At 46.9% G+C, this 19,261-nt stretch carries 12 protein-coding genes; 4 read left to right on the top strand and 8 right to left on the bottom strand.

What is annotated here, in order from left to right; translation table 11 throughout:
• Positions 1 to 387: 387 nt before the first annotated feature.
• Positions 388 to 4,602, bottom strand: a complete 4,215-nt coding sequence (locus tag QUB11_RS20715; protein ID WP_333391593.1) for a chemotaxis protein CheB — start codon at positions 4,600 to 4,602, stop codon at positions 388 to 390.
• Positions 4,603 to 4,930: 328 nt separating this feature from the next.
• Between QUB11_RS20715 and QUB11_RS20710 the strand changes: the two genes are divergently transcribed.
• Positions 4,931 to 6,199 carry a transposase gene (locus tag QUB11_RS20710; RefSeq protein ID WP_333391592.1) on the top strand — a complete coding sequence of 423 codons (1,269 nt, stop codon included), beginning with the start codon at positions 4,931 to 4,933 and terminating at the stop codon, positions 6,197 to 6,199.
• Between the two features lie 33 nt (positions 6,200 to 6,232).
• Here the strand turns inward: QUB11_RS20710 and QUB11_RS20705 are convergent, their stop codons facing one another.
• The 6 genes from QUB11_RS20705 to QUB11_RS20680 all read right to left on the bottom strand — a co-directional run bounded on the left by QUB11_RS20705 (position 6,233) and on the right by QUB11_RS20680 (position 12,884).
• Positions 6,233 to 7,642 carry an adenylate/guanylate cyclase domain-containing protein gene (locus tag QUB11_RS20705; RefSeq protein ID WP_333391590.1) on the bottom strand — a complete coding sequence of 470 codons (1,410 nt, stop codon included), beginning with the start codon at positions 7,640 to 7,642 and terminating at the stop codon, positions 6,233 to 6,235.
• Positions 7,643 to 8,048: 406 nt separating this feature from the next.
• Positions 8,049 to 9,164 carry a 30S ribosomal protein S1 gene (locus tag QUB11_RS20700; protein WP_333391588.1) on the bottom strand — a complete coding sequence of 372 codons (1,116 nt, stop codon included), beginning with the start codon at positions 9,162 to 9,164 and terminating at the stop codon, positions 8,049 to 8,051.
• Between the two features lie 395 nt (positions 9,165 to 9,559).
• Positions 9,560 to 10,117: a transcriptional regulator NrdR gene (nrdR, locus tag QUB11_RS20695; RefSeq protein WP_333242409.1), complete on the bottom strand. Its 558-nt coding sequence runs from the start codon at positions 10,115 to 10,117 to the stop codon at positions 9,560 to 9,562.
• Positions 10,118 to 10,311: 194 nt separating this feature from the next.
• Positions 10,312 to 10,407 (bottom strand): photosystem II reaction center protein T, encoded by a 96-nt coding sequence (locus tag QUB11_RS20690; protein WP_006635641.1) that lies wholly within the window; start codon positions 10,405 to 10,407, stop codon positions 10,312 to 10,314.
• Between the two features lie 419 nt (positions 10,408 to 10,826).
• Positions 10,827 to 12,356 carry a photosystem II chlorophyll-binding protein CP47 gene (gene psbB / locus QUB11_RS20685; RefSeq protein WP_333391586.1) on the bottom strand — a complete coding sequence of 510 codons (1,530 nt, stop codon included), beginning with the start codon at positions 12,354 to 12,356 and terminating at the stop codon, positions 10,827 to 10,829.
• Positions 12,357 to 12,554: 198 nt separating this feature from the next.
• Positions 12,555 to 12,884, bottom strand: coding sequence for a hypothetical protein (locus QUB11_RS20680; RefSeq protein WP_333207273.1), 330 nt, complete (start codon positions 12,882 to 12,884; stop codon positions 12,555 to 12,557).
• A 155-nt stretch (positions 12,885 to 13,039) separates the two neighbouring features.
• Here QUB11_RS20680 and QUB11_RS20675 point away from each other — a divergent pair, with 155 nt between their 5' ends.
• The 3 genes from QUB11_RS20675 (at position 13,040) to mnmG (ending at position 15,747) form a co-directional block, all read left to right on the top strand.
• A complete protein-coding gene (locus QUB11_RS20675; RefSeq protein ID WP_333207274.1) occupies positions 13,040 to 13,411 on the top strand; it encodes a type II toxin-antitoxin system RelE/ParE family toxin in 372 nt (123 codons plus the stop codon).
• Entirely contained in the window at positions 13,401 to 13,754 is a 354-nt protein-coding gene (locus QUB11_RS20670) for a transcriptional regulator (RefSeq protein ID WP_333105480.1), read from the top strand. Before QUB11_RS20675 ends, QUB11_RS20670 begins: the two co-directional genes overlap by 11 nt.
• A 76-nt stretch (positions 13,755 to 13,830) precedes the next feature.
• Positions 13,831 to 15,747 carry a tRNA uridine-5-carboxymethylaminomethyl(34) synthesis enzyme MnmG gene (gene mnmG, locus QUB11_RS20665; RefSeq protein WP_333207275.1) on the top strand — a complete coding sequence of 639 codons (1,917 nt, stop codon included), beginning with the start codon at positions 13,831 to 13,833 and terminating at the stop codon, positions 15,745 to 15,747.
• 860 nt (positions 15,748 to 16,607) lie between these two features.
• On the opposite strand, the gene glgP is transcribed toward mnmG, so the two are convergent.
• Positions 16,608 to 19,166, bottom strand: coding sequence for an alpha-glucan family phosphorylase (glgP, locus tag QUB11_RS20660; RefSeq protein ID WP_333391604.1), 2,559 nt, complete (start codon positions 19,164 to 19,166; stop codon positions 16,608 to 16,610).
• Positions 19,167 to 19,261: the final 95 nt, after the last annotated feature.

Here is a 19,261-nt window from a genome sequence, read left to right as displayed (position 1 = left end):
CCGTGAAACGGAGGGTGCGCTACGCTCGGAGCCCACCTACAGAAGAGTATTGAACCATAATATGGCGGCCGGGGCGGGTTTTTGAGATTGTCAATTATTGGCAGGTATTGTTGGTGAACCCGCCCCTACGAAAATCGCGCTCGATGACCGGAGATCATATCAGTGGCCGAGGCGGGTTTTTGAGATTGTCAATTATTGGCAGGTATTGTTGGTGAACCCTTCGACTACACTCAGGGCATCGCCCGCCCCTCAAAGAATCACGATCAATTGACATGATTTCTGTAGGGGCGGGTTCACCCTGATCTTCAACACAAATCCCAAATTCAATAAACCCGCCCCGGCCGGATATTACGATCGATCGACCGGACATGATATCATACAAAATATTTAAAATCGTCCTACTAAATTAGCCACCATTAATCCTAGTACAACCGGCTTGATCGGCTTAACCATATGCCTTTGAAAACCAGCTTCGATCGCCCTTTCGCGTTCTTTATCGCCCGCATAGGCAGTCAGCGCCGCGGCTGGGATTTCTCCTCCGGCTTCCGCAGCAAGAGCTCGCACTTCTCGAATTAAGAAATACCCATCTTCCTCTGGCATTCCGATATCGGAGATGAGCACGTCATATCTGCCCGGATTTTCAGTCAAAGCAGCGATCGCACTTCTGGCAGATGCAACAGCCAAAACCTCCGCCCCGTAGCCTTCAAGCACAAATTGTAAGAAGTCGCGCGTATCTATCTGATCGTCTACGGCTAAGATGTGCAAGCCTTCTAGAGAGGGGACGCGATCGCTAGAGGCGTTTAAAGGCCCTACCAAAGCAGTTGACTTTAAATCGATCGCCGATGTCAACTCTTGAGGTAGCGATCGCAACGGCAATCTCACAGTCATTGTAGTTCCTTGTCCCTCACCCGGACTTTCGGCTTGCACCGTTCCCCCGTGCAATTCAACCAGGTGACGCACGATCGATAAACCCAATCCCAGCCCTTGATTGGTCTTAGTGCTGCTGGCATCACCTTGATGGAAACGATCGAAAATATACGGCAAAAATTGTGCCTCAATCCCTTTTCCCGTATCGCTGACTCGAAGTTCAGCATGATTCTCAATCGCCGATAGCATGATTTCCACTCGTCCCCCCGCCGGAGTAAACTTAATCGCATTAGACAGAAGATTCCACACAACTTGCTGCAAGCGATTAATATCTCCTAAAACACTCGTAGAAATCAACTCCGAAACAATTTGAATGTTTTTTGCCTCGGCTGATAATTGAACCCCCTCCAGCGCTGCTTGCACCACTAACCGCAGATCGATCGGACAAATGCACAGTTGAAGCTTGCCACTGGTAATCCGGGAAATATCCAGGATATCTTCGATTAACTGAGATTGTGCTCTGGCGCTGCGCTCGATCACCTCTAAAGCCTTAGTAACCGCTGCTTCCTTCAGTTTCCCGGAACGCAGAATTTGTGACCAGCCCAGAATCGGAGTCAAAGGATTGCGTAATTCGTGGGAGAGATTCGCCAGAAATTCATCTTTACTACGGTTGGCTGTTTCTGCCTGGTGGCGGGCCAACTGTTCCTGCAGTAATAACTGCGATCGTACTGTCTCCAACTGCTTGCGCTCCGTGATATCCTCGATCGACAACAGAATCATTAAAGCTTGATCTTCTCGTTCAAGTTTACAAGCATTCAGCAGCATGGTTTTGGGCCCGATATTATCAAACAGGTGATCCAACTCAAAGTTTTCAAGCTGAACATCACTAACCAGAATATCTTCCAGAATCCATCGCACTTGGGGGATATTCCACTGCCCGTTGCCTAGCTCAAACAGCGAAGATTTTGCTATTTCTGACGGTGAAACCTGAAACATTTCATAGAACGATCGATTTGCTTTATTCACTCGGAAATCAGCATCTAGGACGACTAAAGGGGTTTGCACAGTTTCCACAATGGTTTCAGCATAATTTCGGGCCTCCTCCAAAGTTCTGGCACTGCGTTTAAGAGCATCAATATCGAGCAAAACCATCACCACACCGTCAATCTGGTTTTCCGTTGTCCGGTAAGGACGAATGCGGAGGTTGTACCAATATCCCGATAAAGTTTGAATTTCTTGTTCTTTCGTCTGGAGAGTATCAATCACCTCCAAAATCATCTGTTCCAAGTCAGGAACGTTCAGAGTTGAGCGGATGTCGCTAAAAGGTCGTCCAACATCTGTGGGAATCACACTAAAAATTTGCTGTGCCGTTGGCGTAAAGCGTCGAATCTGTAAATCGTTTGTCAGCATTAAAATAGGGATATTGATACTGGAAAGCAAATTTATCAGATCGTTATTGACCAGGCTTTGTTCAATATTGCGGCTGCGAAGTTCATCGTTAGTGGTAGTGAGTTCCTCGTTAGTGGCTTGAATTTCTTCTTTGGCAGTTTCTAACTCCTCATTGGTGCTTTGCAACTCCTCGTTGCTCGATAGGATTTCTTCGTTCGCAACTTTGAGGTCTTGGTTGAGACTTTCCTGATCCTGGATCACCGCTTGCAGTTGGGCTTGAGCAGCAGTTTTTTCTTGGTTAGCTGCTGCAAGTTGCTGCCTCAGCAGCTCAATTTCATAATATATATCAGCTTGATCTAAGCTTTCAGAAGGGAGGGTGCTGAGGTTAAGCACACTGGGTGAAGCCTCTTCAAATAGCACCAAAAAGTAGCGTCCTTCGACGGCCTGTGGCTGGAACGGAATCACCTCAAAATTGACGATACTCGATCGTCCGCCCGATTCAAGCAAAACCCTTTCTTTCCTAATGGTTACGTTCTGCGTTTGTGCCTGATAAATCGCGGTGCGAAGCTCAACCAGCAAGCCTGCCCTTGCCATTGCCAGCAAGTTTAAGTCGGGCGTTCCGGCTACCACTCTCAAGTAAGGATCGATGTCTCCCCGCACTTGCAGGATTTTCATCTGCTCGTTGACAACCACACTGGCTGGGGCATATCGATTTAAAATCAGTTGGTCAGTTTCTTGTTGTAAATCCAAGCTATTCCTAAAATTGTCCTTCACTTCCTGCCGTTCAGGTGCTTTAACGACGGGATAGGAACTCAGCGTAAACGAAAAATTGGGACGAGTCGCATTCAACTTTTTGGCATAAATTTTAGACTTTTTATCCACTGAAGTAAACAAGTAAGAAAATTCTCCGGTACTCTCAGAAGTGCCTAACAGGAGAAAGCCCGTTGGCTTAAGACTGTAATGGAAAATCGGCATCACTTTTTTTTGCAATGACTCTCCCAAGTAGATCAGCACATTGCGACAGCTAACTAAATCGATATTGGAAAAAGGCGGGTCACTGCCTAAGTCTTGTCGGGCAAATACACAAAGTTCGCGGACTGCCTTGCTGATTCTATAGCTACCTCTTGCTTCGGCAATAAAGAAGCGAGTACGTCGTTCTGGTGAAACATCTACCATCTGGTTTTCTGAGTAGACGCCAGACCTCGCTTTGTTGATAGCGTGTTCGCCAATGTCCGTGGCAAAAATCTGGATCGGTGGCTGGATGGCTCGATCGCTCAAAAACTCTAACAAGCAAATCGCGATCGAATAAACTTCTTCACCTGTCGAACATCCCGCCACCCAAATCCGAATCGGAGTTTCGGCCGATTTATTTTGGGTAATCGTGGGGAAAACCAGTTCTGTTAACTTTTCAAAGGCTTCGGGATCACGGAAGAAACTGGTAACGTGGATCAGGATTTCTTCATACAGGGCTGTGACTTCAGCCGAATTGTATCGAAGGTGTTGGGCGTAATCATTCAAGGTTTCCAGCTTGTACAACACCATCCGTCGCTGGATGCGTCGAGCGATCGTGGTGGGTTTGTAGTGGCTAAAATCAACGCCTGTGGTGGATTTCAGCAGCGCAAAAATAGTTGCCAGGGCATCTCCCTGTTCGGGCGATTCCTCAACTTTTGTCATGGGAAGCGGGCCAGTGAGAAGGGGATTGTGACTGTAGTTTGCCAGTTCCTCGGCAATTTTTTCCGGTGGCAGAACGAAATCGACATTGCCTGTGGCAACAGCGGTATTCGGCATACTATCGAATTTTGCTGTGTCTTGACATTGAGCAAAAGTCATGCCTCCGGCTGCTTTGATTGCCTTGAGTCCCAGTGAACCGTCTCCGTCTCCCCCGGATAATACTACGGCGATTGCTTTGTGCCCGCGATCGATCGCCAATGAGGTAAAAAACGCATCTCCCGGCATATATTTGCCATAAATCTTCTCGCGCGGTGATAGTTGCAGCACGCCTTTATATACCACCATCTTGGTGTTGGGCGGAATAACGTAGACTTGATTGGGCTCTACAGCTACGCCGTCTTCTACTTCATTAACAGGCATTTGCGTGCTTCGCGCGAGAATCTCGCTCAGCAGACTTTTGTGATTGGGATCTAAATGCTGAATCAGCACAAACGCCATACCCGTATCAACGGGTAAATGGCTCAGTAACTGCGTGAATGCTTCCAAACCTCCTGCTGAGGCGGCAATCCCAACAATGGGAAACGGGGCATCGGTTTCGGTTAATTGTTCGGAATCGAGGGCGGCTGGTGCGATCGATTCGGGTGTATTTTCTGGAGATAATTGAGGAGAAGTCATGATGTGAAGTCCTTGACTTCAGTTATTTAGGAGTCAACATATTTGGTAAGCGTGTGGCTAAGTAATTCGGACTATTTGTATAAGAGCCTACTTAAGTTATCGGCATTATGAAAATCCCTTAAGCATGAGCTACACTGTGGGAGCCATGAGCTGAGCGCTCTCGAACAATTCTGTATGCTGTTGCGACGATCACAACAAGAGGCTGGCAATAACCAAGTAGTATTGTAAATCTTCGTTGAGTTTATAAGCAATTATAAACAATAATGGTATCATATCGCTATGAGTTTTGAACAAGAAATACTCACAGCTCAAAGAACGGAAGTCTCAAATGCAGCTAACAGAGAGGCACATCATTAAATCGACGGAACACCGTTTCGCCCAAATTGACGAACTAGCTTTCAAGTCCAAAAACCTCTACAATGCCGCCAATTACGTCATTCGTCAGAGCTTTATTTATGGATGGGGTTATGTCAGTTATAACGAAATGAACCGATTGATGAAGTCTCATGAAGCATACAAGGCTTTGCCTGCTAAAGTAAGCCAGCAAATCTTGATAGTGTTAGACAAGAATTGGAAATCGTTTTTTGAAGCCGTTAAAGCTTACAAAGCTGACTCTTCAAAATTCACGGGTCGCCCAAAATTGCCAAAGTACAAAGACAAAACCAAAGGGCGAAACCTTCTCGTCTACACCATTCAAGCGATTAGCAGTAAACATTTAAAGAAAGGAATTATCAAACTTTCCGGCACTGAGCTTTCAATTAAAACCCAACTCAATCCCAACCAGATTTGTCAAGTTAGACTGGTTCCGAAATGTGATTCCTATGTAATTGAGGTGATTTATGATGAACCGGAGTCCACAATCAGCAATGCCAACTCTGTAGCTAGTATTGATTTAGGACTGGATAATTTAGTGGCGTTAACTTCAAATCAACCGGGATTTATCCCTTTGTTGATTAACGGGCGACCATTGAAATCGATTAACCAGTTCTACAACAAACGCAAATCCCGATTACAATTCCAGTTAAAAGGCAATCGTCAAACCTCACCTAGGATTCAGCGATTAACTCGCTGTCGCAACCAGAAAGTTGATAATTATTTGCATCATGCTAGTCGTGTGATTGTTGACCATTTGGTAGTGAGCCAAATTGGAACGCTGGTAATCGGCAAAAATGCACAGTGGAAAACCGATATCAATCTAGGTAAACAAACCAACCAAAACTTTGTCAGCATTCCTCACTCTCGATTAATTGAGATATTAGAATACAAAGCTCGGCTGGTAGGAATCACAGTAATTGTACAGGAAGAATCCTACACATCCCGCTCCAGTTTTTTAGGTTTAGACCCAATTCCTGTTTATGGAAAAACAGAAAAAGAGCCTGTGTTCACTGGTAAACGGATCAAGCGAGGTTTGTACAAAACATCGACGGGTCAGTTAATTAATTCCGATGTGAATGCTTCGTATAACATTCTCAGAAAAGCAATCCCAAATGCCTTCAGCAATGGGATAGAGAGCTGCGTAGTTCAGCCGAGGCGGGTTAATCCGCTCAAAGTAAAAGTGAAGGGGGAGGGACTTGAAGCCTCCCATGTCTATAAATGACTATACTTTTGCCAGCTATATCAGCTTTTGTAGTTAGCTTTTTTCAGCGACAAGTGTAGCAGACAGCGGGATTACTGATTCCGTATTAATTCTAGCAGTAAAAGCGACTTGTGCGCCTTGTATTCCTTTTAAATCTTCAACTCGTTTTTGAATTTCGGAGACTCCAGCAGCTTTTAAGGCACTTAAAAATGCTTGGTCATGATAAACTTCTTCGGAAAACGAAACTTCGTCACTTTTAGAAAGATTTTGAATGCGGGCGGCTTTGTTGACTGTCGAGCCAAAATAGTCGATCGAATTATTAAGATTTACCAGCAAAGCCGTACCTCGGTGAATGCCAATTCTGACTTGAATCCACTCTTGTGGTTGGCGAGTTGAGTTATACTCTCTCAAACAGCCTACAGCACCAGCGACGGCCATAATTGCTTGTTCGTTGCTGATAAAAGAAGCCATGACAGCATCGCCGATGGTTTTAATGACTTTTCCGCCAAATTTCTCGATCGACTCAAAGAAAATTTCAAAATGATCGCGCACAATATTGTAAGCTTTGGTATCTCCCAGTGTTTCGTACATTCTGGTAGAACCGGTAATATCAGTAAACATAATAGTAATCGCCCGAATCTTGACTCGCTCTCTTTCCGATATTACTTGATCGCCGAACAAACGCTTATAATCCGGGTGATGAAGCAGTTGCATTCCTGATAGTCGCAGGGGCAGTTGTTCTACTGTCAATTCATCGGGCAATTCATCTGAATGCAAAATCAGCCCCGACAAATTGTGTTCGCTATTAGTTAATTCTATCTTGAGTTTTCCCGGACGCACGGCAAGCTCTTTTTTATCGAAATCTGGGCCGGCCAACTGCAGCAGTTTAATTTCTTGTATCTCTTCTGTTTCTTCGCCTTCAACCTTTAAAATCCCTTTAGCTAAAGTGAGGGGACAGCAGTAGCGATATCGACCGTTTTCTAAGGTAACAATCTCCGATTCGGTGCAGTATAAAGGCGTTACCAGTTGCAGTTTGCTCTGGAGTACGGGAGGGGGAGCGCAGACGGGCCGCAGTTGCGGGTCTTCGATTTCTTTGTTCAGGGAAAAAGTAACTTCCACGCGATCGAGCAAATCAATTTTAAACTCGCGCTCGCACATCGGGCAAAAAGACATTTCTGATGTGTCTGCCAAATCCTTAAATTCTTCTGTAATCATGTTGCAGTGGGGGCAGTGAATATCCCAGTGCAAGTCGAAGGCACCGGCTTTCACTCCGTGCAGAAATTCCGAAGTAATTTTTTTAACATTCTTGACTGTATCGCCTGCTACGTAGTAAGGATTAATTCTCAATCTCTGCAAAATGTGGGAACTGGTTAACCAGTTTTCGATTTGGTTGATCGTTCCTTTGCTACAATTGGGACGTTTTTTGAGCAGTTCTAATTTTTCTTTTAATAGTTCGATGTTCATAATCCACTTGCCTTTGAGCGTCAGGGCAAGAAATTTATAATAATTTGGTTGTATAATTTGCTCGTCTGCTTGGTTCTGGCGTGAGAATTCTGATGAGTTTGCACCTGTGCCGATGTCCCTGACCTTTATAAATCTTAACAAATTAACCTCATGAAGGCCATGCCTATTTAGGCAGATTGATCGCGCTGTCACTTTTTTTAATTCAAAGTGCGATCGGTGCATCTGTCTACAGCAATATCTTAAATCTCGGTAATTAAGAATGGGGAATTGGCAATTGGCAATTGGGAATTGTCAACCACCAAGCAGCGACTAATGACTAATGACTAATGACTAATGACTAATGACTAATGACTAACTCAAAAAAAAAGAGGGAATTTTCCCTCTTTTAACCACACTAACTGCGATGTTATTCTTCCGTCGCAGGAGGGATTTCTTCCTCTACATCTAATACTGCTTCGGGTGCTGCTTCGGGTGCTGCTTCGGGTGCTGCTTCGGGTGCTGCTTCGGGTGCTACTTCCGGCAGATCCTCTTCCATTGCTGAGGGCACATCTTCGAGTTCGTCGGAGAAGTCATCATCAGCATCAGTTGAGTCTACAGGAACGTCTATGCCTGCTTTAGCTTGCTTTTGAGCCAGCATTTTCTCGCGGAACTTAGCTGCCATTTCCTCAGCTTTTTCGTACACCAATTCGCGATTTTTGACCATCGCGCCCGGTTCCGGTTCCAACTGCTTGGTGGAGAGAGAAATCCGGCCCCTCTCGGCATCCAAGTCAATGATCATCACTTTCACTTCGTCGTTGACATTGAAAACGCTATGAGGCGTATCGATGTGATCGTGCGAAATTTCCGAGATGTGCAGCAAGCCGCTGACGCCGCCGATGTCGATAAAGGCACCGTAAGGCTTGATACCGCGTACTGTACCGATGACGACTTCCCCGACTTCGAGGCGGTTCATCTTGCGCTCAACTAAGGCGCGACGATGACTCAACACTAGGCGGTTGCGGTCTTCGTCTACCTCTAAGAATTTTAATGGTAATTCTTCGGCGACTAATTCTTCCTTCGGTTTGCGGGTACTGATGTGAGAACCGGGAATAAAGCCTCGCAAGCCTTCTATTCTCACGAGTGCGCCGCCGCGGTTCGTGGCAAATACTTGCGATCGTACTGTGGCATCTTCTGCTTGCAGTTGTCGCACTCTTTCCCACGCCCGCATATATTCGATGCGCCGGATGGACAGGGTTAATTGTCCGTCTTCATTTTCATCGGTTAGAATGAAAAATTCTCTGGTTTCGTTTGATTGCAATACCTCTTCAGGGCTTTCGACTCGATTGATCGACATTTCCTGAATGGGAATGTACGCTGCTGTTTTAGCACCGATATCAATCAGAGCGCCCCTGGGTTCTATACTAAAAACTGTACCCGCTACTACATCGCCCGGGCTAAAGTGATAGTCATATTTATCAAGTAGGGCTGCAAAATCTTCGTGAGTAAAGCCGATGTCTTTGACTGTGGTTTTGAGATTGACCATGCGAATAGTTTCCTAGGATTTCTCTCCTTCATGTTTTTCGTTTGTGCCGGCAGATATTCGAGATTTTGGTGAAAAAGCGATTAACTTTTTTCAAAATCTTTTACTAAAGTCAGTTTTCGCTAACTTTTGCCAGGTGCAACTGCACACCAGCGCTTGCCATTACTGTTACTCCATACTCTGTGTTAAAACGTTTAATCTTAACATTCCGAGTCAAGTAGACCATTATAACTCACATCTTGCACCATTCTCAATTACTTGTTTAGGAACAGGCAAGATGCCTGTTCCACAAGAAAACTCATTCTTTGTGGAACGGGCATCTTGCCCGTTCTTGACAATGGTGCAATATCTCAGTTATAACTTACCCGCATACTGGTTTAAAATTAATTTAAGCGAGCTTAGCTGGGACTAGCGCAGGATGCAGGGCTTTCTCGATCGACTGCTTCGGAATCGGGCAAATCTGCGTCAAAATTTGTCCCAGTTTCTGTATCTTCAGCTTCGTTGAGGGGATTCTGAAGGTGATTTAGGGTATCTACAAAATCTCGGATGCCTCGAAATTGCCGATATACCGAGGCAAAACGGACATAAGCGACTTCGCTGAGCGGCCGCAGGTGCAACAGCACCAGTTCCCCTATTTCTGAACTGGCGATTTCTCGGAGCGATCGACCTTGGAGTTGGGCCTCGATTTCTTCTGCCAGAGTTTCGAGATGCCCGGAAGACAAACCGGTTTTTTCGCAGGCCCGAATCAATCCCCTGACTAATTTTGACCTGTCAAAAGATTCGCGCTTGCCGTCCCGCTTGATCACCGTAATCGGCACAAATTCTATGCGTTCGTAGGTTGTGAAGCGGTGCTGGCAGTTCAAACACTCACGCCGCCGACGGATGCTTTGACCTGATTCGGCTGAACGCGATTCTAGAACGCGGCTATTTGTGTGTTGGCAGGAGGAACAGCGCATGATTGCTGATTTTAACAGGCATTGCCAGCAAATTGCCATTCATCAAACCCCCTGGGGTCTGATGAATGGCTGGACTAGAAAAATCACTTAGCACACAGCGGTGAAAGAGTCCCGCACCAAATTAGATCACTATGATGCGGGCTAACCGCAGTCCGGTTCAGGATATTTTGGACTTACCGCAGGCGTATAGCTAATTATTTGCCAATCCGGGGAGGTTCCCGAAATGCGATCGCAAAAAATAGTACGCCTATGGCTAAAGCCAGAATCAAAATGTAAGCAACACTTTCCATGTTAAATTTTCCCTATCTTCCCTTGCCGTATTATTTTATCGTGAACAAACCTGACGGTCAACTGAGTACAGTTAGACCGCAGGCTTCTTTTTCCTTTTTTTCAAAGGCTTTTTATAGTGAGGTAGTTCCACCCCCACTTGCTAATATAGTATCAGAGTATTTCCCGATCATCTTGGGGTATAAAAGAATAATTGTCGGTTTCGGTACCGAAACCCGACGAGCCTTTCATCCCAAGGAGTAATTCCCAACGGGGTAATTCGCGCAGCGCTCAGATTAATCCCCTCTAAATATAGGCCCGGAACTTCCCGGCTGGTAGTTAATTGCTGGTTTTATTCTTAACTCAAAAAACCCGGTTTCTTGAAGAAACCGGGTTTTTGTGTAGCGGGGAAGTTTCCCCCCTACCCAGAGGCTGGCAAAATTTAGAGAGGTTCTTGTCTTCTGGTGGTCACGTCGCCCAGTTTTTGGAACAGGCCCCACTCGACTTGTTCTTCCAAGTCAGCCTCAACTCCAGCAAACACGTCGCGGAAAATAGTCCGAGAACCGTGCCAGATATGGCCGAAGAAGAATAGCAAAGCAAAGCAAACGTGTCCGAATGTGAACCAACCGCGAGTCGAAGTGCGGAAAACGCCGTCCGAGTTCAAGGTTTCGCGATCGAATTCAAACACTTCACCTTTTTGAGCAGCGCGAGCAAACTTCTTAACATCTAGAGGATTATTAAAGGTTTGACCGTTAAGTTCACCACCGTAGAAGCTGACGGTAACTCCGCTTTGTTCAAAGCTGTATTTTGATTCAGCACGGCGGAAGGGGATGTCAGCGCGAACGACCCCATCTTTGTCCGTCAAAATTACTGGGAAAGTTTCAAAGAAGTTGGGGAGGCGGCGAACCGACAATACCCGACCTTCGCTGTCAGTAAATACTGGATGGCCCAGCCAAGATTTAGCAATACCGTCGCCATTGACCATCGCGCCGGCCCGGAACAAACCACCTTTAGCAGGAGAGTTGCCCACGTAGTCGTAGAAAGCCAATTTTTCAGGAATTTGTTCGTAAGCTTCTTGGAAGCTTTGGCCACCGGCTAAGCTAGCTTGAGCTCTGCGATCGATTTCTTGTTGGAAATAGCCGCCGTCCCACTGATAGCGAGTCGGGCCAAAAAGTTCGATCGGAGTAGCAGCAGAACCGTACCACATCGTACCCGCAACCACAAAGGCTGCAAAGAACACGGCAGCGATACTGCTAGAAAGTACAGTTTCGATATTCCCCATCCGCAGGGCTTTGTAAAGACGTTCCGGCGGCCGCACTGTCAAGTGGAACAAACCGGCAATTACGCCGACTACGCCCGCTGCAATGTGGTGAGCCACGATGCCGCCCGGATTGAACGGATCGAAGCCTTCAGGGCCCCAAGCAGGCGCCACTGGCTGGACGTGACCGGTCAGGCCGTAGGGGTCGGACACCCACATTCCGGGGCCAAAAAGTCCCGAAAGGTGAAATGCGCCGAAGCCGAAGCAAAGCAAGCCGGAGAGGAACAGGTGAATGCCAAACATTTTTGGCAAGTCGAGGGCTGGTTCACCGGTGCGAGGGTCTCTGAAAAGTTCTAAGTCCCAAAATACCCAGTGCCAAACTGCTGCTAAGAACAGCAGGCCAGAGAGGACGATGTGAGCGACAGCGACGCCTTCAAAGGACCAGAAGCCCGGATCGACGTTACCTTCGCCAGTGATGCTCCAACCGCCCCAAGAACCCGTAACTCCCAAGCGGGTCATGAAGGGCAACACGAACATCCCTTGACGCCACATTGGGTTCAGAACTGGGTCTGTGGGATCAAAAACTGCTAGTTCATAAAGGGCCATTGAGCCGGCCCAACCTGCCACGAGGGCGGTGTGCATTAAGTGTACAGAAATCAATCGGCCTGGGTCATTTAAGACGACTGTGTGTACGCGATACCAGGGTAGTCCCATTGACTGCGGTTCTCCAAGGTGTAAGTGATGATGTCTATTTTTACGGAAAAGTCAGATTCTGAATCCCCAGCAGTTACCTGCAGGGTTTAAACTCTGCCTTTTGCCGACTGCCATCTACCTTCAAAGGTGGAGGCATAAAAATGAAAGTTATTTAAAGAAGTGTATCGAGTGTTAGAACCGATTGCAATATGTTGAGCATTACATTAGTTGCGGGTTGCCCATTTCGCAGCGGGCGGCGATCGTCCCGAGGCGTTCGAGGACTTGCTCGGCATCGATCAGTCTGGTGAGGGTAACGTTGCCGATATTTTTGGCGGGATCGGCGGGATCGGGACGGACTGCTGGTTGGACTTCTACCATGAGTACGGCGTCTTCTACGCGGTAGAGCCACATTTTTTCGTTGCGATCGGAAAGACACAGGTTGAGCTGTTGGATGTCCGGCTCCCGCCTCCAGGCGGCGTGACTCCACTCGCCGCCGACGCCCCAAACGCGCCCAACTTTCCAGCCGTCGGATAAGAAGAAGTATTTCACTTGTGTACGCTTGTTGAGATTTTTTTGTCTAACATAGCGCAAAACTGCAATTGTACGGAATTATTGAACCGCGAAGGCGCGAAGGGTGCATATTAAATATGGTTATTCGATCGACTATTGTCTATAATATGCTATGTAAGGCATAATCGATCCAAATGACATGGAACATTCAGTTTCACTTTGATTTTTACTCTGAGTTTAGCGAATTCCCCACTGATGTCAGATTAGAGCTTTTAGCAAAACTCACACTGTTACAAGAATTTGGCCCAAACCTCAAGCGTCCTCACGTCGATACTCTCAATGGTTCTACCTACACCAATATGAAAGAACTTAGGTTTCAGGCGGCTGATGGAGTTTGGCGAGTCGCTTTTGCATTTGACCCCCGCAGAGAAGCGATTTTGTTGGTAGCTGGGGACAAATCGGGTAGTAGTGAGAAGCGATTTTACAAGCAAATAATTAAGATAGCAGATAGTAGATTTGCCGACCATTTGAATAAGTTAATGGAGCAAGAAACAGATGACAATTAGCCTGAAGACTATTATGGAAAATTTGCCTCCCGAACAACGAGCAATAGTCGAAAAGCGATCGGTTGAATTAATGGCTGAAGAAATGACCTTGCAAGACTTACGAAAAGCAAGGAAATTTACTCAGATTCGCATGGCAGAATTATTAAATATGCGTCAAGAAAATGTCTCGCGACTAGAACGCCGTGCGGATTTGTTGGTATCTACTTTGCAAAGTTATATCGCGGCAATGGGTGGGGAGTTGTCATTTGTCGTAGAATTCAAAGATCGACCCCCCGTAAAAATTACTGGATTAACATCGATGTTTGAAGAAAGCAGCTACACTAATGGAGAGGAAGAGTTTTAATTGAGGAAACTAAAACCTAATTTTGCCAGATGTCTATTCTTCAATCTAAAATCTAAAATCTAAAATCTAAAATCGAATGACTGCACAAACACCAGTACAATTCCAAGACAGTTTCGACATCATCGTAGTAGGTGGCGGACACTCCGGCTGCGAAGCCGCCCTCGCCACTTCTCGCCTCGGCTGTCGCACCCTTCTCCTCACCCTCAACCTCGACAAAATTGCGTGGCAACCTTGCAATCCGGCTGTCGGCGGCCCGGCTAAAACCCAACTTACTAACGAAGTTGATGCGTTAGGCGGGGAAATTGGCAAAATGGCCGATCGCACTTACTTACAAAAACGCATCCTCAACTCTTCGCGAGGCCCCGCAGTGTGGGCGCTGCGAGCTCAAACTGACAAGCGGGAATACGCCGCTGTGATGAATAATATTGTCGAAAATCAACCCAATTTGACCATCCGGGAAGCGATGGTGACAGACTTAGTTCTGGGCAAAAACGAAGAAGTTATCGGAGTAGAAACATACTTCGGCGTCGCTTTTGAATGCAAAGCAGTAATTCTGACCACAGGCACTTTTTTAGGTGGCACAATTTGGGTGGGCAATAAGTCGATGCCCGCCGGACGTGCCGGAGAATTTGCCGCCGTTGGTTTGACGGAAACTCTCAATCGTTTGGGCTTTGAAACTGGCAGGTTGAAAACCGGAACTCCGGCAAGAGTTGACAAACGTACTCTGGATTACACCAACCTGGAACCGCAGCCGGGAGATGCAGTGGTTCGCTGGTTTAGTTTCGATCCAGAAGTTTGGATCGAACGGGAACAAATGCCTTGTTATTTAACTCGAACTACGCCGGAAACTCACCAGTTAATTAGAGACAATTTGCACCTTTCTCCAGTCTATGGTGGCTGGGTTGATGCGAAGGGGCCGCGCTATTGTCCGAGTATTGAAGATAAGATTGTACGGTTTGCGGATAAGGAAAGTCACCAGATTTTTATTGAACCGGAAGGTAGAGATATTCCTGAACTTTATATCCAAGGATTTTCTACTGGTTTACCGGAAAATTTGCAATTGCAAATGCTGCGGACTCTTCCGGGTTTGGAAAAGTGCGAGATGATGCGCCCTGCTTATGCTGTGGAGTATGATTATTTGCCGGCCACTCAGTGCTTTCCAACGCTGATGACTAAGAAGATCGAAGGGCTGTTTTGCGCGGGTCAGGTGAACGGTACAACTGGATATGAGGAGGCTGCTGCACAGGGGCTCGTGGCGGGGATTAATGCGGCCAGGTTTGCGAAAAATCAGGAGATGATTGTGTTTCCTCGCGAGCAAAGTTATATCGGGACTTTGATAGATGATTTGTGTACGAAGGATTTGCGGGAACCTTACCGGATGTTGACTTCGCGATCGGAATATCGGCTATTATTGCGATCGGACAATGCTGACCAACGCTTGACGCCGCTGGGACGGGAAATTGGTTTGATTGACGATCGCCGCTGGGAGTTATTTGAGCGGAAAAAAGCTAATATTGTGGCAGAGAAGGAACGCTTGTACTCGACGCGGGTGAAAGAACACGAGGAGATTGGCAAGGCAATTTTGGCTGATACTCAACAAGCGATTAAAGGTTCGATTACTCTGGCTGATTTGTTGCGTCGTCCGGGTTTTCATTATGTCGATTTGGAACGGTACAATTTAGGCAATTCTAGTCTGAAGTTGGCTGAGAAAGATGGTGCGGAAATTGATATCAAATATTCTGGCTATCTGCAAAAACAGCAAAATCAAATTGATGAAATTGTCAGACATGAACGCCGACAATTGCCTGCGGATTTGGATTACATGGCAATTACAACTCTCTCGAAAGAATCGCGGGAAAAGTTGGCTAAGGTGAAACCGCTGACGATTGGCCAAGCGGCGAGAATTGGCGGGGTAAATCCGGCTGATGTTAATGCTTTGTTGATTTTTCTGGAAGTGCGAAACCGTCAGCAGCCGGCTGGTGTGGGTAAATAAGCTAAACTATAGCCTTTCGAGCTCTCATATGAGGTACTCATGGGCATAGGGCATAGGGCATAGGGCATAGCGCATACCTCACTTTTTTGAGAAGCGCTATAGAGGTGTCTCAAGGTTCCCTTCAATTTTATGAAATCGCAGTATGAAAAAGTGTGACTATTGTGCAACCACTATTTTGTTCGGCGGCTTTCCTATTGATGGATATAGATTCTGGGCCTTGCTGATTCACGGTATGAATCAACTTTTCGCTTGATGTTACAAAACTCACCATACTGGGCTTATAAAAATTCCGAAATCTTGAATTTATACCTGTATTCAGCAACACCAAAAATAAGGAAAACTGGCAGAATGTCAACTCTAATTGATGAAACTCTGCCAGTCTATTGTAGATATTTATCAATTCTCGAACCAAGTCTGAATTTCGCAAATATTCCGCAGAAGAATCAGCGTTCATAGGTGGTTCAAACCTCCCCGAAATCCCCACCAGTGTTGCCACCCTCAAAGCCTTAAAAGAACAGCGAGATGCCTTGCTATACGCTTATATACGCGGTCATATTATGTCCGGTCGATTACCCCTAATACGGTAGGGGCGGGTTCACGAAAAATATTTGCCAATAATTGACAATCTCAAAAACCCGCCCTTTTAATCGCTTTTAATCGCGGTTACTCGATCGGACATGATATCACTGCTGGTACTGGGGAATAGGCGGAATGTGGTATTGGGCGATCGCACAATCGGCTACATAGTCATTCCCCAAGTTCGATAAGGAGAGTGGGAGAGTCGGAGAGAGGGAGAATTAGGAAAATATTCCTTTATTCTCCTGACTACTAACTACTGACTACTGACTAATGACTAATGACTAATGTGCCCAGAGAATCACGCCAGCTTCATAAGGACTGCTGAGATTATCGTGCTTCGGCAAAACGCGCAACGACAAACCTTGCAAACCGCTAGAAGTATAAGTAATGTCAGCCGTATAAAGGCTAGCATTGTGAGAATCTTCTCCCAAATACTCCATCACCACCGGCACGCCACCAATGATATCGCCGTTAGCATCAACCGAGCCTTGATAAAGTTCAACTTGCACGTCTGCAGGCGTCAATCCCATCAGATTAATCCGAGATTTAACAGAGATCGACTGATTGACTTTAACTTCTTTATCCTGGGAAATATCAACAGCCTCAATCTTAATATCGTGCCATTTCGCGAGAACGTGCTTCTTCCAGTGAGACAACTCCTTGGCCGGAGCGCAATTATCCGAAGTCATGGTGTGGTAGCGATCGCTCACCGGGAAATATGCCCGCCGCGCGTAATCTTTCACCATCCGAGCAGTATTGAACAAAGGACAATTCAAGCGAATAGAATCCTTCATTTTCGCCGTCCAACCGCGGGGAATTCCATCAGCATCTCGGTTGTAAAACAGCGGTACAACTTCTTTTTCCATCAAGTCATACAAAGCATTAGCCTCGACTTCATCCTGATACTTAGTATCTTCGTAAAATTCCCCATGTCCGATCGGCCAACCGGTGCGAACATAATCAGCCTCATCCCACCATCCGTCAAGAATGCTCAGATTCGGCAAACCATTCATCGAAGCTTTCATCCCGGAAGTACCCGAAGCCTCACGCGGGCGGCGTGGAGTATTCAGCCACACATCGCAGCCAGACACCATCATCCGAGCAACGTTAATGTCGTAGTTCGGTAAAAACACCATCGAGCTCATCGTCTCGTGCTCGCGGATGAAGTGAACGATATCCCGAATCAATTCTTTACCCGGAATATCCATCGGGTGAGCCTTCCCAGCAATCACAAACTGCACCGGGCGATTTTGATCGCGCATGATCCGCATAATTCGATCGACATCGCGCAAAAACAGCGTCGCCCGCTTGTAAGTAGCAAAGCGGCGTGCAAACCCGATCGTCAGCACCTTCGGATTGAGAGCCTCCCGCGCGTGTTCGATTTCCGTTTGGGCCGCACCGCGCTCGCGCAAAGTCTTTTGCAGCCACTCCCGCGCGAACACCACCAACTCCGATCGACAGCGTTCGTGATTGCGCCACAATTCCTCATCAGGAATCGACGAAAGCCTGTCCCAGAGACGATCGTCCTTACCGGTCATTTCCCAGTCCGGGCCAAGGTATCGATCGTATAATTCCTGAGTAGACTTCGCCACACAACTGCGAGCGTGCACCCCGTTGGTAATCGAAGTAATCGGCACTTCTTCCTGGGGCAAACCCGGCCACAAACCCTGAAACATCGGGCGCGACACCACACCGTGCAAAGCCGCCACCCCGTTGACAAAACTCGACATTTTAATTGCCAAAATTGCCATATTCAGAGGTGCGGACAAATCCCCAGTATTCTCCCTGCCCAATCCCAGAAACTCATCTTGCGACAAGCCAAACATCTTGGGATACTGACCTAGATAGTGCATCACCATATCTGGCTCGAACAAGTCAAACCCAGCAGGCACCGGCGTGTGAGTCGTAAACATACTGCTCGAAACCACCACCTGTTCCGCTTCCACGAAACTCAGGTGATATTCCTCCATCAGCATCCGAATGCGTTCCAAAGCCATGAAAGCCGCGTGGCCTTCATTCATGTGATAAGCCGTAACTGTCAGCCCCAATGCCTTGAGCATTTTCACGCCGCCGATGCCCAGCATGATTTCTTGGTGCATCCGCAGAGTTTTATCACCGCCATACAGTTGGTCGGTAATATCTTGGTCGTAGCGACTATTAGGTTCAATATTTGTATCCATTAGGTACAAAGGAACCGTTCCCACTTGTACTCGCCAAATCCGCGCATACACCTTGCGGCCGGGATAGTCTACCTCAATCCGCAATTCCGAACCATCGGGATTGCGTTCTGGGTGCAGCGGCATATTGTAGAAATCGTTGAGCGGATAGCGTTCTTGCTGCCAGCCGTCGGCGTTGAGATACTGCGAAAAATAGCCTTCTTGGTAAAGCAGGCCGACACCGACTAAGGGCAAGCCCAAATCGCTAGCTGATTTGAGGTGGTCGCCTGCGAGCACGCCCAAACCGCCGGAATAGATGGGTAGGGCTTTAACTAAGCCGAATTCCATCGAAAAGTAAGCGTAGCATTCTTGCTGCTCGGTGCCGCGCTGTTTCCGGTACCAGGCGCGATTTTTGAGATAATCGTCTAACTGCTGGGCTGCTCGGTTCATTTGGGCAATGAAGCCTTCGTCTTCTGCCATTTCTTGCAGTCGCTCTTGAGATATGGTTCCGAGCATCAGCACCGGGTTTTGGTTGCTGGAGTCCCACAGGTCTCGATCGAGGCGGCGGAAGAGGTCTTTGGTATCGACGTTCCAGTCCCAGTGCAAGTTGTAGGCAAGCTTGCGTAGGGGTTCGAGAATTGTCGGTAGCGAAGGGGAAACGTTAAATGTGCGAATTGGCTGCATAGACAAAGCGTTTATGTTGAGGTAGCGATATTTTCCTCTGTCTTTGGGTACAAGTCCGTTATTCTGCACACTATTTTAAGTTTTAAGCGGCGGGG

Source organism: Microcoleus sp. B6-A1, from assembly GCF_036705085.1.
Taxonomy (GTDB): Bacteria; Cyanobacteriota; Cyanobacteriia; order Cyanobacteriales; family Microcoleaceae; genus Microcoleus.
This window is presented reverse-complemented; position numbering and strand designations above follow the sequence as displayed.

Excerpts from the sequence above, each read along its gene's own strand:
- QUB11_RS20715 (WP_333391593.1), bottom strand. The coding sequence starts at position 4,602 with ATGACTTCTCCTCAATTATCTCCAGAAAATACACCCGAATCGATCGCA.
- QUB11_RS20710 (WP_333391592.1), top strand. The coding sequence starts at position 4,931 with ATGCAGCTAACAGAGAGGCACATCATTAAATCGACGGAACACCGTTTC.
- QUB11_RS20705 (WP_333391590.1), bottom strand. The coding sequence starts at position 7,642 with ATGAACATCGAACTATTAAAAGAAAAATTAGAACTGCTCAAAAAACGT.
- QUB11_RS20700 (WP_333391588.1), bottom strand. The coding sequence starts at position 9,164 with ATGGTCAATCTCAAAACCACAGTCAAAGACATCGGCTTTACTCACGAA.
- nrdR (WP_333242409.1), bottom strand. The coding sequence starts at position 10,117 with ATGCGCTGTTCCTCCTGCCAACACACAAATAGCCGCGTTCTAGAATCG.
- QUB11_RS20690 (WP_006635641.1), bottom strand. The coding sequence starts at position 10,407 with ATGGAAAGTGTTGCTTACATTTTGATTCTGGCTTTAGCCATAGGCGTA.
- psbB (WP_333391586.1), bottom strand. The coding sequence starts at position 12,356 with ATGGGACTACCCTGGTATCGCGTACACACAGTCGTCTTAAATGACCCA.
- QUB11_RS20675 (WP_333207274.1), top strand. The coding sequence starts at position 13,040 with ATGACATGGAACATTCAGTTTCACTTTGATTTTTACTCTGAGTTTAGC.
- QUB11_RS20670 (WP_333105480.1), top strand. The coding sequence starts at position 13,401 with ATGACAATTAGCCTGAAGACTATTATGGAAAATTTGCCTCCCGAACAA.
- mnmG (WP_333207275.1), top strand. The coding sequence starts at position 13,831 with ATGACTGCACAAACACCAGTACAATTCCAAGACAGTTTCGACATCATC.
- glgP (WP_333391604.1), bottom strand. The coding sequence starts at position 19,166 with ATGCAGCCAATTCGCACATTTAACGTTTCCCCTTCGCTACCGACAATT.